Genomic DNA, 12,708 nt, shown 5'->3' with positions numbered 1-12,708 from the left:
AAATTCCGTGCAAAAGTATAAATTATTCCGGAAGAATATACAAGTTACGACATTTTTTTCGCAAAATCTTGCAATAAAACATACACTTAGAGGGGATTTTAACTATTTAGAATGCCGTATTTAAATTAACAAATGTAAATGATGAATTATGTATTTTAATACAAACACAATCTTTTCCTTCTATTCCTAATTAAAACATTTTTTGTGATTTAAACTGGCATAATTTCATTTCTCCCTTACCTTTGCAACAAATTTCGTAGAATAATTAAATAATAATGAGTCTAGAAAAAGAATTACAATCACGTTCTTCGGTTTGCGAGTTGTGTGGTGCCAGCGAAGGTTTAAAACCTTATGAAGTTGCTCCATCGAACGGATCGGCCGACCAACACATTTTGGTTTGTGGAATCTGCCACGAGCAAATGGAAGACAAGGATAAAATAGATGCCAATCACTGGCGTTGTTTGAATGATAGCATGTGGAGCACAGTTCCTGCAGTACAGGTAATGGCATGGAGAATGCTTAACCGATTAAAAGCAGAAGGCTGGCCTCAAGATTTATTGGACATGCTTTATCTTGATGAAGAAACCATGGCTTGGGCACAAGCAACAGGCGAAGGTGAAGATGATGAAGACCAAGTAAAACATATCGATAGTAATGGTGTAGAGTTACAACCTGGCGATAGCGTAGTATTGATTAAAGACCTTAAAGTTTCGGGTGCTGGATTTACCGCAAAACGTGGTACCGCGGTACGTCGCATCTCTTTGGTTGCCGATGATCCAACTCACATCGAAGGACGTGTAGAAGGACAACAAATCTATATTCTTACCAAGTATGTGAAGAAAATGTAATAATCTACTTATAACGATTAATAAAAAAACAGGAACTCCAGTTGGGGTTCCTGTTTTTTATATTATTCTACATACTCTGTATCTTAATTCAATTCTTTAAAAAACACTTTTAGATATAACCAATCCTACCACTAACAGCACGATAAGAGTAAAAAAATCAACAATTTATTCCAGTCACTTGCAAGCAACCATTCTTTAGATCTTCCGTAGTAAAATTACATTAACCACTATAAGAAGTAAAAATGCTGCTTTTAAGAGACTATTACTTTAATTTATTTTGTTTTATTTTACAGGTAGAAAACTTAATCCGTAAACAATTACTTAAAAAACTATCTATATGAACATTACTATTGTTGGTACAGGTTACGTTGGTCTTGTTTCGGGAACCTGTTTTGCAGAAACCGGCGTTACCGTTACTTGTGTTGATGTTGATCAAAAAAAAATTGACAACCTAAACAAAGGCATTATTCCCATATACGAACCAGGATTAACTCCTATGGTGAAGCGAAATATGGAAAAAGGCCGCTTATCATTCTCAACCAGTTTAAAAGATAGTATAACAGAAGCCGATGCCGTATTTATTGCTGTAGGTACTCCTCCTGACGAAGACGGTAGCGCTGATTTACAATACGTACTTGGTGTTGCCCGCGAAATTGGTAAACATGCACAACACTATATGGTAGTTGTCACAAAAAGTACTGTACCAATTGGAACAGCTAAACAAGTTAAAGCTGCCATTCAAGATGAGTTGGATAAAAGAAATTCGGACTTGACATTTGATGTTGCTTCAAACCCTGAATTTTTAAAAGAAGGTGCAGCTATCGATGATTTTTTAAAACCTGATCGTGTAGTGATTGGTACAGAATCGGAGAAAGCGCAAAAGGTAATGAAGAGATTGTACAAGCCATTCTTAATGAACAATCATCCTGTAATTTTCATGGACATTCCATCTGCAGAGATGACCAAATATGCAGCCAATTCAATGCTGGCTACAAAAATTTCATTCATGAACGATATCGCAAATCTATGCGAAATTGTTGGTGCCGATGTGAACAATGTGCGCAAAGGTATTGGATCGGATTCTCGTATTGGAAATAAATTTATTTACCCGGGAACTGGTTACGGCGGGTCTTGTTTTCCTAAAGATGTTCAGGCATTGGTAAAAACATCAGAACAAAAAGGACACCCTCTTGAAATTCTTAAATCGGTTGAATTGGTAAACAATCGACAAAAAAGTGTGCTTTACAAAAAGGTAATGTCTCATTTCGACGGAGATATTAAAGGGAAGAAATTTGGCATTTGGGGATTATCCTTTAAACCAAACACCGATGATATGCGCGAAGCTCCGGCATTGGTAGTTATCGACAAGCTGATTAATGAAGGTGCCGAAGTGGTTGCCTACGATCCTGTTGCAATGGAAGAGTGTAAAAGAAGAATTGGTGATTCGATTCAATATGCAAAAGATCAGTACGAAGCATTAATCGATGCCGATGCTCTTATTATTATTACCGAATGGAACGAATTTAAAGTTCCAAACTTCCGAGTAATGGAAAAACTATTGAAAAACAAGATCATTTTCGATGGACGTAACATTTACGACATTGATGAAATGAGAGACAATCATTACACCTACTACTCGATCGGTAGAGAAGTTATTGGCATAGAAAGTAAATCTATTGCTAAATAATTAATTATTAACTTACAACATCAATTCCTCCCAATATTGGAGGAATTTAACCATACACACATGAAACGAGTACTTGTTACCGGAGGTGCAGGGTTCATTGGATCACACTTATGCGAGCGCCTTCTTAGAGAAGGGAATGATGTAATTTGCCTTGATAACTATTTTACTGGCTCGAAAAAAAACATTGCTCATCTTCTTGATAATCCATACTTTGAATTGGTACGTCACGACGTTACGGCTCCTTACTTTGCCGAGGTTGATGAAATTTACAATTTAGCCTGTCCGGCATCACCAGTTCATTATCAATACAACCCAATAAAAACCATTAAAACTTCGGTTATGGGTGCTATTAATATGCTGGGATTGGCCAAGCGTGTTAAGGCAAGAATTTTACAGGCATCTACCAGTGAAGTTTACGGCGATCCTGAAATTCATCCACAAACAGAAGATTATTGGGGAAATGTAAACCCAATTGGTATTCGTTCGTGCTACGATGAAGGGAAACGTTGCGCTGAAACCTTATTTATGGATTATCACAACCAAAATAATGTTGATATTAAAATCATACGTATTTTCAATACTTATGGTCCAAATATGAATCCAGACGATGGACGTGTTGTATCGAACTTTATTGTACAGGCTTTGCAAAACGAAGACATTACCATTTTTGGTGATGGATCGCAAACCAGAAGTTTTCAATATGTTGATGATTTGGTTGAAGGCATGTCGAGAATGATGCAAACCCGTCATAACTTTACAGGACCTATTAACATTGGAAACCCAAATGAATTTACCATTTTGGAACTTGCTCAAAATGTAATTGAGTTAACCAATTCAAAATCTAAAATCATTAACCTACCTTTGCCACAAGATGATCCTACGCAAAGACAACCAGACATTAGTCTTGCCAAAAAGGAACTGAACAATTGGGAACCAAAGATTCAATTAAGAGAAGGATTACAAAAAACCATTGCTTATTTTGATACTCTTTTAAAAAATCAATAGCATAATGACATAAACATTACGGCTAAAAATAAGGAATGCCTAAGCATTTATTTTAAGTCAAATTAATTACGCAAAAAATTTACTATAATAAATATGAAAGGAATTATATTAGCCGGGGGATCAGGCACACGTCTTTATCCAATTACCAAGAGTATTTCAAAACAAATTATACCAATTTACGACAAACCGATGATTTATTATCCATTATCGGTTTTGATGCTAGCCGGTATCAAAGAGATTCTTATCATTTCAACTCCAAAAGATCTACCTCTTTATAGGGATTTATTTGATAATGGTAGTCAATATGGGCTGGATATTTCTTATGCCGAACAACCTTCTCCTGATGGTTTGGCACAAGCTTTTCTTATTGGTGAAGAGTTTATTGGCGATAGTCCTGTCTGCATGATTCTTGGGGATAATCTTTACTATGGATATGAATTTAGCAAACAACTGGTAGAGTCTGCAAAATTAACGTCTGGAGCTTCCGTATTTGGATATCATGTAAATGATCCTGAAAGATATGGTGTAGCAGAATTTGACGAGAACGGATTAGTGAAAAGCATAGAAGAAAAACCTAAAGAACCTAAATCAAACTATGCAGTAACAGGTTTATATTTTTACGACAACACGGTTGTTGAGAAAGCAAAATCATTAAAACCTTCGAAACGCGGAGAACTTGAAATTACCGATCTTAATCAAATCTATTTACAAGAAGGCAAATTAAAACTAAGAGTTCTTGGTCGAGGAATAGCATGGCTGGATACAGGTACACATGAAAGCATGTTGCAAGCCTCCAATTTTATTGCTACCATTGAGCAACGACAAGGCTTAAAAGTTGCTTGTATAGAAGAAATTGCCTATAGAAATGGATTTATTAACAAAGATCAACTGCTAGAACTTGCCAAACCACTTCTTAAAAATACTTATGGAGAGTATTTGGTAAATATTGCAAATGAAACCATCACTCGTTTAGAAAATTGACATGGAAATAATTAAAACAGAAATTCCCGATTTATTAATCATACAGCCAAGAGTATTTGAAGACGAAAGAGGTTATTTCTTCGAAAGCTATAACGAGAAAGAGTTCCTTAAACACAATCTAAACTTGAATTTTATTCAAGATAACGAATCTAAATCCGGATATGGTGTGATAAGAGGTTTACACTATCAACTTGCTCCGTATTCTCAAACAAAACTGGTTCGTGTTATTGAAGGTAAAGTTTTCGATGTAGCCGTTGACTTAAGAGAAGGATCGCCTACATTTGGAAAATGGAGAGGAATTGAATTATCAGCGGAAAACAAAATACAGTTTCTTATACCAAGAGGCTTTGCTCATGGATTCTCAGTACTAAGCGAAACAGCGACCTTTGTTTACAAGTGCGACAACCTATATAATCCGGAAGCTGAAAGAGGTCTTAATTTTAACGATCCAAGTTTAAATATTGATTGGAGAATAGCCCCTAAAAATGCGATCATTTCACCAAAGGATAAGGTCTTGCCAAACTTTAACGAAGCTGAAAGAAATTTCAAATTTGGAAAATAAAAGTCGCCTATGACAAATATTTTAGTAACAGGAAGCAATGGACAATTGGGTTCTGAGATCAAAGAACTATCAAAGAATTACCCAAATGTCCAATTTGTTTTTACCGATATTGAAGAACTGGATATCACTTCTTTTGCCGACATTGAAAACTTCGTTGCGGATGCAAATTTTAGTTATCTGATAAATTGCGCGGCATACACTAATGTAGATGGAGCGGAAGAAAACAAAGAAATGGCAGAGCTATTAAATGCCGAGGCTGTAAAGAACCTTGCTACCATTTCAAAGCAAAATAACATTATTCCAATTCACATCTCAACCGACTATGTGTTTTCTGGCAAGGGGTTCAAACCATACAACGAAGAGGAACAAACCGAGCCCCAAAGTGTTTATGGAGACACCAAATTAAAAGGTGAAAATTACCTTCATGAAATTTGTCCAAATCATATCACAATTAGAACTTCCTGGTTGTATTCCCCATTCGGAAAAAACTTTTTGAAAACCATGTTGAATCTGGGAAAGGAAAGAGAGGAACTACAAGTTGTTGTCGACCAGGTTGGCACCCCAACCTATGCACATGATTTAGCCTTGTGCATAATGCATATCATCGAAAGATTAGAGAAAGACAATCATTTCAAAGATTTTGGCATTTACCATTACTCAAATGAAGGCGTTTGCAGTTGGTTCGATTTTGCAACTGAAATACAAATTGTTACTAACAACAAGTGTAAAATTAATAGCACTGACAGCGAGAGCTTTAAAACTTTGGCAAAAAGACCTCACTATAGCGTCTTGAATAAATCAAAAATTAAACATATTTTTGAGCTTGATATTCCACACTGGAGGGGAAGGATATCTCATTGTATCAATCGAATAAAAAGTTAACCAAGAAATTTTTCGAAAATGGACAAAACGGAAATTTTAGAAAGTGTAATTGAAACGGCCAACAAATGGCTAGAGGGGAATTACGATCAAGAGACAAAGGATGCTGTAAAAGAACTACTTGATCAGGAAGATAAAACGGCTTTAATAGATTCATTTTATAAGGATTTAGAGTTCGGAACAGGTGGATTAAGAGGTAAAATGGGACCTGGAACCAACCGTATGAATATTTATACAGTTGGAGCTGCAACTCAAGGATTGGCAAACTATTTAAACAAATCATTTCCTGACAAAGAGCAAATTTCTGTTTGCATTGGATATGATTGCCGTAACAACAGCAAATTATTTTCTGATACCGTAGCAAATATCTTCTCGGCTAACGGAATCAAAGCTTATATTTTCGAAGACTTACGTCCTACTCCAGAAATGTCATTTGCCATTCGTCATTTGGGATGTCAGTCGGGTGTTATCATCACAGCATCACACAACCCGAAAGAATACAATGGATACAAGGCATATTGGGAAGATGGATCTCAATTGGTACCTCCACACGATAAAAATGTAATTAACGAAGTAAAAGCTGTAAAGGTTGAAGACATCAAATTTGAAGGAAACCCAGATTTGATTGAAGTTTTAGGTGCCGAAATGGACAAACTTTATCTTGATACAGTTAAAACTCTAAGCCTGTCTCCTGAAGCCATTCAGAACCAGAAAGATTTAAAAATTGTATTTACACCATTGCATGGAACAACTGTAAAATTGGTTCCTGATTCATTGGCAAATTATGGTTTCGAAAATATAATTCACATTCCGGAACAAGACGTGGTTGATGGAAACTTCCCTACCGTTTGGTCTGCAAATCCAGAAGAGCCAGAAGCATTAAAAATGGCCGTTGATAAAGCTGATGAAGTTGATGCCGACTTGGTAATGGCTTGCGATCCTGATGGAGACAGATTGGGAATTTCAGTTAAAAATGACAAAGGCGAATGGGAAATTATCAACGGTAATCAAACCGCTTTAATCTTCACCTATTACTTGATTAAAAGAAGACGTGAGTTAGGTTTACTTACCGGTAATGATTACGTTGTAAAAACCATTGTAACTACTGAATTATTCAAGGATGTTGCAGAAAAAAACAATGTTGAATGTTTTGATGCATATACCGGATTTAAATGGATTGCTGATGTAATGCGCAAAAATCCTGAAAAGAATTACGTTGGCGGTGGTGAGGAATCATTTGGTTACATGCCAGGGGATTTCACTCGCGACAAAGATGCGGTATCGGCATGTAGCATTATGGCTGAAATCGCTGCATGGGCAAAAGATCAAGGGCAAAACCTTTTTGATATCCTAAAAGAAATCTATTTAGAGTATGGATTCTCTAAGGAAAAAATGATTTACATCGTCCGTGAAGGTTTGCAAGGATCTCAGGAAATAGCGCAGATGATGCACGACTACAGATTCAACACTCCAAAAGAAATCAATGGATCGCCTGTTGTATTGGTTAAGGATTATACAACAAGAAAAGCCACAAACCCAATTACAGGTGAGGCTAAGAATCTTGATTTTGAAACAACTGCAGATGTTCTTCAAATTTACTTAGAAGATGGATCTAAAATTTCTGTTCGTCCTTCTGGTACTGAACCAAAAATTAAATACTATTTCGAAGTACGTGAAGAACTGCCATCTTTAGAAAATTTCTATGCTACTGAAGAAAAAGCAAATAAAAAAATTGAAGGAATAATAGATTCTTTGAATTTAAACTAATATTTTTAGGGTAGCGTTACTGCTACCCTACACTTATTTTATTTATGAACACCAAGAAAACAATTCTTTCTGTTGACGACTCACCAATCAACAACAAGTTGATTGAGGCATATTTTAGACGTGATTATGAAGTAATTTCAAAGGAAAGTGGCCAACAAGCCCTTGCCTGGTTAGAGGGTAATATACCTGATGTGATTTTACTGGACATCATGATGCCCGTTATGGATGGAATTGAAGTTCTTGAACGAATTCAGGCAAACGATAGGCTTAAAGAAATTCCCGTAATTATGGTTACGGCGAAAACTGAGATGGAAAGCATTAAAGCTACTCTAAACCTTGGTGCTCAAGACTACGTTAAAAAACCTATTGATTTTACCGAGTTACAAACAAAGGTCCTGATTGCATTCCAAATTAATGAGCAAAAACAGGAAATTTCTAAATACAAATCCTATTACGACATTCATCAGGGAATGATCCATGCGCAACGCATACAACGATCTATTCTTCCCGATGCAGAACATTTTAGAAGATTATATCCAAAATCATTTATTATTAATTTACCCAAACATGTAGTAGGAGGAGATTTTTATTGGATTCAGCAAAACTTCAACAAAAATAGCATTGGTGTTTTCGATTGTACTGGCCATGGTGTTCCTGCAGCTATGCTAACTGTAATGGGACAAATGGAATTGCATACTTTATCTCAAAATGGTAACGAAATTCAAGCCGAGCAGATTTTCCCTTTATTAAGCAGGAAGTTTAGTAAACTATTAAATACTTCTGCAGATACTTACACTCAATATGATGGAATGGATGGTATTTTCTGTTCAATCTATCCACAAGAACAATTAATTGAATTTGTTGGTGCCAAAAGATCATTGGTTTTAATAAGAGAAAATAATTCTCAGCTAATTGTAAACAATGAAGACACAGAGGTCAAATTGTGCAACGAGCAATTCTCTTTATTTGAAATTGCCGGAGATAGAAATTCCATTGGAAAGGAATCTGAATTTGTTGAATTTACAGTCAATAAAATAAAGTTCTTACCTGGTGATAGAATTTTCTTATATAGCGATGGAATTACCGATCAGTTGGGTGGCGATCAGCAAAAAAGACTGAAAAGAAAACAGTTTTTTGAGAAGTTGCTTGAAATCCAAACCAAATCCATCAATCTTCAAAAATCAGATATATTCACTTGGTTAGAGAAGTGGAAAAGTAACTATGAACAAACCGATGATATCCTTGTCATAGGAATCGAACTTTAATACTCTGGTTCGTTAGGAAAAAATTCCTTCTTAAAGTTTACTAGATACAATTTCTCGGTAGCACGTGTTAAGGCTGTATAAAGCCATCTGTAATATTCTCTGTTCAGCAATTCATCAGTAAGGTAACCTTGATCAACAAATACAGCTTTCCACTGTCCTCCCTGTGCTTTGTGACAAGTGACTGCATATGCAAACTTAACTTGCAGAGCATTAAAGAATTTATTGTTTCTAACTTTCTCGTAACGTTTTTTATTGGCTCTGATATCTGAATAATCTTCTGCAATGGTAAAAAAAAAGTTGTTTGGTCTCCTCATATCCCAACGAGGCTGTTTCGATATCTAAAGTATCCAACAATATCATGGTATCCAACTCCACATCATTGTAATCAGGAAAACGAACGGTAACCTCAGCATATCGGTAACCATACAATTCAATACGTTTGCGGATCTTTACAATCTCCACAATATCACCATTGGCAATAAAATCCATATTTTCCATATCGTGAGCCCAGAAATAGTTGTTCTTCACAACCATTAACAAATCGCCAGCAGATATTTCTTCTTCACGATACATTACAGTATTTCGAATCCCTTGGTTAAAACGATTTGCTCTTTTATTCGATCTACTTATTACAATTGTATCCTCAACACCATACTTATAATGAGCGGAAGACAATTCTTCTATCAATTCACCTCCCCCTATTTTATATATGTCTGGATAATTCTGAGTACTTAAAACAGGAAATCCTTCTCGTCCATCTTGCAGCATGTTTCTTAATTCGGTGGCATTCATCAGAATTCCAGATTCCTCGTTTTGCCTAACCACCTGTCTTAAAATCATCTCCTCTATTTCAAGATGATAACATGCACGTAACTCTTCAGGATCGAGTGCCGGACTAATATCCAAACCTACAGGGGGCAACTGGGCTGAATCCCCAATTAAAATCAACCTGCAGTTTTTCCCAGAGTAAACGTACTCAATCAAATCATCAAGCAAACAACCAGAGCCAAAGTAAGAAGCTTCTGGAGAATAATTTGAAATCATCGAAGCCTCATCAACAATAAATACAGTGTTGACATTTAAGTTTCTATCTTTTACAAATACAGCTTCTGCATCTGCGAGTGATTTTTGTCGGTATATTTTTTTATGAATGGTGAAAGCAGGTTTTTTAGCATACTGACTTAACACTTTTGCAGCTCGACCTGTAGGTGCTAACAACACCGATTTTATTTTAAAATCACTTAAAGTTGAAGTTAGAGCACTGACCAAAGTTGTTTTTCCTGTTCCGGCATATCCTTTTAACAAAAATATTCTTTGATTTTGAACTTGAGTCACAAAATCCGCTAAACCAACTATAGCCTTAGTTTGATCGCTTGTTGGAGCAAATTTAAGGTGTTCCGTTATCTTCTCAGCCACATGATTTTTTAGCATTTCCGTTAATTTTTATGGATATAAAAATAGCCAAATAGAATTTTTTTTTAAATTTGCAGACAAACTTACACAAACTAATAAGAATAAAAATGAAAAAAGTCTTTCAAATCTTACTTGCCATAGCAATTGTTGCACTAGCTTATTTAAGCTACCAAAGCATTAACAAACCACTTGAATTTGGTAAAATTAAGAAGCAGCGTTATGATAGAATTATCGATCAATTAAAAGATATTCGTAAAGCGCAAGTTGCTTATAAAGATGTTAATGGTAAGTATACAGGAAGTTTCGATACTTTGATCAATTTTATCAAGACAGACTCAATGCCATTGGTAAAGTCTGAAGGTACTCTAACTGATGAGCAATACGAATCAGGTATGACTGAAAAAGAAGCTGTGAAAAAAGGTTTCATCATTCGTGATACCATCATGATTTCAGCTCTTGATACAATCTTTGGAAAAGAGTATCCAATTGAGAACCTAAGATATGTTCCTTTTACACAAGGTAAACATCAATTTAAAATGGGTGCTGGTGTTTTCGTTACTGGTTCTCAAGTTAAAGTTCAGGTTTTCGAAGCTAAAGTTTCTAACATGGTTATCTTCGAAGATGTATACGATGAGTATAGTGAAGAAATTAAAGAAGAAAACGGAAACCGTATTCGTTTGAACAAATATCCTGGTTTGATGGTTGGTTCACTTGAAGAAGCGAACAACAACGCTGGTAACTGGGAGTAAACAAACTGTTTATGAACGACCTTGTATTTGTTGATTCAACATTTGATAAAAACAAATCGAAAGAATATAAATTATCCATCCGAGTTAGCTCGGATGGATTTTCTTTTTCTATACTCAATGCAAACAAGCACTGTATAGCTCTGGAACGATTTAAAGCATTTAATCAGAATACTGAGGCTGACACTTTGAATTCTATTAAAGAACTTATTAGAAATAATGAATTGCTAAATTTAGAATACAATTCAGTAGCTGTTCTTTGGGTTTCTAATCAAGCTATAATAATTCCGAACGAATTTTTTAGTGAAGAATTTGCTTTTGAAAGTTACCAACTATGCCATAATTTTAGTCGTGATGAAGAGTTGCATTGGAATGATTTGGAACATTTGAATTCGAAAAATGTCTTTGCCGTACCTCTATCCTTTAAAGAGATCCTTGTAAAACAGTTTTCGAAAATAGAGTTCTTCCACCACTCTACTCCTTTTTATAAAACTGCCATTAAGGATGAGATTTCCGATAATCATCCCAACGTTTATGTGAATTTGCAAAAGGAATATTTTCATATTATAATTCCTGATAGAAATGGCAAACATTTTATAAATAGCTTCACTTACAAAGAGGATGCTGATCTTGCCTATCACATTTTAAATGTGTACAAGCAGCAAAAACTCAATAACGAAAGAAGTAAACTGATAGTTGATGGTTTAGTACAAGAAGAAAGCAAATCTATTCAGTTGCTAAAAAAATACCTTGCTAATGTAGAAGTAAAACTTTTACCTGCTAAACTTAGAATTAAAAATGAGATTCCACACAAGGAATACAATCAATTCATTAATCTTTTAAATTTAACCGAGTGCGAATAGTTAGTGGAACTCACAAAGGAAGAAGAATAACACCAGATAAAAGCTTTAAAGCTCGCCCAACAACCGATTTTGCAAAGAGAATCTGTTTAATGTTTTAAATAACATCGTAGACTTCGAATCTCTAAGCGTTCTTGACCTTTTTGGAGGTACAGGCGGTATTAGCTATGAATTTGCCTCAAGAGGAGCTGAGAAAGTAATCTGCGTTGAGCTAAATCATCGTCATTTTGCTTTTATACAAAAAACAGTTCAAGAACTGGGATTGGACCAAATTCTTCCAATAAAATCAGATGTATTTCGTTTTGTAAAATCATGTCGCCAAAAATTTGATATGATATTTGCCGATCCTCCATTTGATTTAAAAACCTTAAATACCATTCCTGATTTAATATTTGAAAAAGAATTATTGAATGAAAATGGCACTTTAATTGTTGAACATGGATCTAAAAATGATTTCTCATCGCATCCAAATTTCACAGAAAAAAGAACCTACGGAAGTGTAAACTTTAGTTTTTTTGAGTACAAGCAATAGTATCGAATTCTTAAACTATAAAAAACGAACATTTTTCTTAAAATGTAACATACTCAAAACCGCTATATTACTGAGTTTACTTAGATATTATCACAAAAAAAATGCAAAGAGATATTGCAAGTAAAAAAACTTGCGTTATCTTTGCATCGCTATCAAAAAAAAC

General features: G+C 35.1%; 13 protein-coding genes. 11 read left to right on the top strand and 2 right to left on the bottom strand.

The window, feature by feature from the left end; translation table 11 throughout:
* Nucleotides 1-275: 275 nt before the first annotated feature.
* The 8 genes from JCM15579_RS12070 (at nt 276) to JCM15579_RS12035 (ending at nt 8,994) form a co-directional block, all read left to right on the top strand.
* Nucleotides 276-848, top strand: coding sequence for a PhnA domain-containing protein (locus tag JCM15579_RS12070; RefSeq protein WP_054720449.1), 573 nt, complete (start codon nt 276-278; stop codon nt 846-848).
* A gap of 337 nt (nt 849-1,185) precedes the next feature.
* Nucleotides 1,186-2,535, top strand: a complete 1,350-nt coding sequence (locus JCM15579_RS12065) for a UDP-glucose dehydrogenase family protein (RefSeq protein ID WP_054720448.1) — start codon at nt 1,186-1,188, stop codon at nt 2,533-2,535.
* A 60-nt stretch (nt 2,536-2,595) separates the two neighbouring features.
* Nucleotides 2,596-3,540, top strand: a complete 945-nt coding sequence (locus tag JCM15579_RS12060; protein ID WP_054720447.1) for a UDP-glucuronic acid decarboxylase family protein — start codon at nt 2,596-2,598, stop codon at nt 3,538-3,540.
* A 93-nt stretch (nt 3,541-3,633) separates the two neighbouring features.
* Nucleotides 3,634-4,521 (top strand): glucose-1-phosphate thymidylyltransferase RfbA, encoded by an 888-nt coding sequence (rfbA, locus tag JCM15579_RS12055; protein ID WP_054720446.1) that lies wholly within the window; start codon nt 3,634-3,636, stop codon nt 4,519-4,521.
* A gap of 1 nt (nt 4,522) precedes the next feature.
* Nucleotides 4,523-5,083: a dTDP-4-dehydrorhamnose 3,5-epimerase gene (rfbC, locus tag JCM15579_RS12050; protein ID WP_054720444.1), complete on the top strand. Its 561-nt coding sequence runs from the start codon at nt 4,523-4,525 to the stop codon at nt 5,081-5,083.
* Nucleotides 5,084-5,092: 9 nt separating this feature from the next.
* Nucleotides 5,093-5,965, top strand: a complete 873-nt coding sequence (gene rfbD / locus JCM15579_RS12045) for a dTDP-4-dehydrorhamnose reductase (protein WP_054720442.1) — start codon at nt 5,093-5,095, stop codon at nt 5,963-5,965.
* Between the two features lie 18 nt (nt 5,966-5,983).
* A complete protein-coding gene (locus JCM15579_RS12040) occupies nt 5,984-7,729 on the top strand; it encodes a phospho-sugar mutase (RefSeq protein ID WP_054720439.1) in 1,746 nt (581 codons plus the stop codon).
* A 44-nt stretch (nt 7,730-7,773) separates the two neighbouring features.
* Entirely contained in the window at nt 7,774-8,994 is a 1,221-nt protein-coding gene (locus tag JCM15579_RS12035) for a response regulator (protein WP_054720437.1), read from the top strand.
* Here JCM15579_RS12035 and JCM15579_RS21505 read toward each other — a convergent pair.
* Both JCM15579_RS21505 and JCM15579_RS12030 read right to left on the bottom strand, forming a co-directional pair.
* Nucleotides 8,991-9,308 (bottom strand): ATP-binding domain-containing protein, encoded by a 318-nt coding sequence (locus tag JCM15579_RS21505; protein WP_245625890.1) that lies wholly within the window; start codon nt 9,306-9,308, stop codon nt 8,991-8,993. The two genes, JCM15579_RS12035 and JCM15579_RS21505, sit on opposite strands and share 4 nt — an antisense overlap.
* The gene (locus JCM15579_RS12030; RefSeq protein WP_245625889.1) at nt 9,244-10,425 is read right to left on the bottom strand and encodes an ATP-dependent DNA helicase; all 1,182 of its coding nucleotides are present in this window, start codon (nt 10,423-10,425) and stop codon (nt 9,244-9,246) included. The genes JCM15579_RS21505 and JCM15579_RS12030 overlap by 65 nt, the downstream gene beginning before the upstream one ends.
* 89 nt (nt 10,426-10,514) lie before the next feature.
* Here JCM15579_RS12030 and JCM15579_RS12025 point away from each other — a divergent pair, with 89 nt between their 5' ends.
* From JCM15579_RS12025 to JCM15579_RS12015, 3 genes are all read left to right on the top strand, one after another.
* Complete coding sequence (locus tag JCM15579_RS12025) at nt 10,515-11,156, top strand: hypothetical protein (RefSeq protein WP_054720433.1); 642 nt, start codon at nt 10,515-10,517, stop codon at nt 11,154-11,156.
* Between the two features lie 11 nt (nt 11,157-11,167).
* A complete protein-coding gene (locus tag JCM15579_RS12020; RefSeq protein WP_054720431.1) occupies nt 11,168-12,016 on the top strand; it encodes a DUF3822 family protein in 849 nt (282 codons plus the stop codon).
* Nucleotides 12,017-12,098: 82 nt separating this feature from the next.
* The gene (locus JCM15579_RS12015; protein WP_306305814.1) at nt 12,099-12,545 is read left to right on the top strand and encodes an RsmD family RNA methyltransferase; all 447 of its coding nucleotides are present in this window, start codon (nt 12,099-12,101) and stop codon (nt 12,543-12,545) included.
* Nucleotides 12,546-12,708 lie beyond the last annotated feature (163 nt).

The sequence above is a fragment of the Marinifilum fragile JCM 15579 genome (assembly GCF_001310955.1).
Lineage (GTDB): Bacteria > Bacteroidota > Bacteroidia > Bacteroidales > Marinifilaceae > Marinifilum > Marinifilum fragile.
The sequence above is the reverse complement of the archived record's forward strand: the minus strand, read 5'-3'. Positions and strand labels throughout refer to the sequence as shown.

Excerpts from the sequence above, each read along its gene's own strand:
- JCM15579_RS12070 (WP_054720449.1), top strand. The coding sequence starts at position 276 with ATGAGTCTAGAAAAAGAATTACAATCACGTTCTTCGGTTTGCGAGTTG.
- JCM15579_RS12065 (WP_054720448.1), top strand. The coding sequence starts at position 1,186 with ATGAACATTACTATTGTTGGTACAGGTTACGTTGGTCTTGTTTCGGGA.
- JCM15579_RS12060 (WP_054720447.1), top strand. The coding sequence starts at position 2,596 with ATGAAACGAGTACTTGTTACCGGAGGTGCAGGGTTCATTGGATCACAC.
- rfbA (WP_054720446.1), top strand. The coding sequence starts at position 3,634 with ATGAAAGGAATTATATTAGCCGGGGGATCAGGCACACGTCTTTATCCA.
- rfbC (WP_054720444.1), top strand. The coding sequence starts at position 4,523 with ATGGAAATAATTAAAACAGAAATTCCCGATTTATTAATCATACAGCCA.
- rfbD (WP_054720442.1), top strand. The coding sequence starts at position 5,093 with ATGACAAATATTTTAGTAACAGGAAGCAATGGACAATTGGGTTCTGAG.
- JCM15579_RS12040 (WP_054720439.1), top strand. The coding sequence starts at position 5,984 with ATGGACAAAACGGAAATTTTAGAAAGTGTAATTGAAACGGCCAACAAA.
- JCM15579_RS12035 (WP_054720437.1), top strand. The coding sequence starts at position 7,774 with ATGAACACCAAGAAAACAATTCTTTCTGTTGACGACTCACCAATCAAC.
- JCM15579_RS21505 (WP_245625890.1), bottom strand. The coding sequence starts at position 9,308 with ATGAGGAGACCAAACAACTTTTTTTTTACCATTGCAGAAGATTATTCA.
- JCM15579_RS12030 (WP_245625889.1), bottom strand. The coding sequence starts at position 10,425 with ATGCTAAAAAATCATGTGGCTGAGAAGATAACGGAACACCTTAAATTT.
- JCM15579_RS12025 (WP_054720433.1), top strand. The coding sequence starts at position 10,515 with ATGAAAAAAGTCTTTCAAATCTTACTTGCCATAGCAATTGTTGCACTA.
- JCM15579_RS12020 (WP_054720431.1), top strand. The coding sequence starts at position 11,168 with ATGAACGACCTTGTATTTGTTGATTCAACATTTGATAAAAACAAATCG.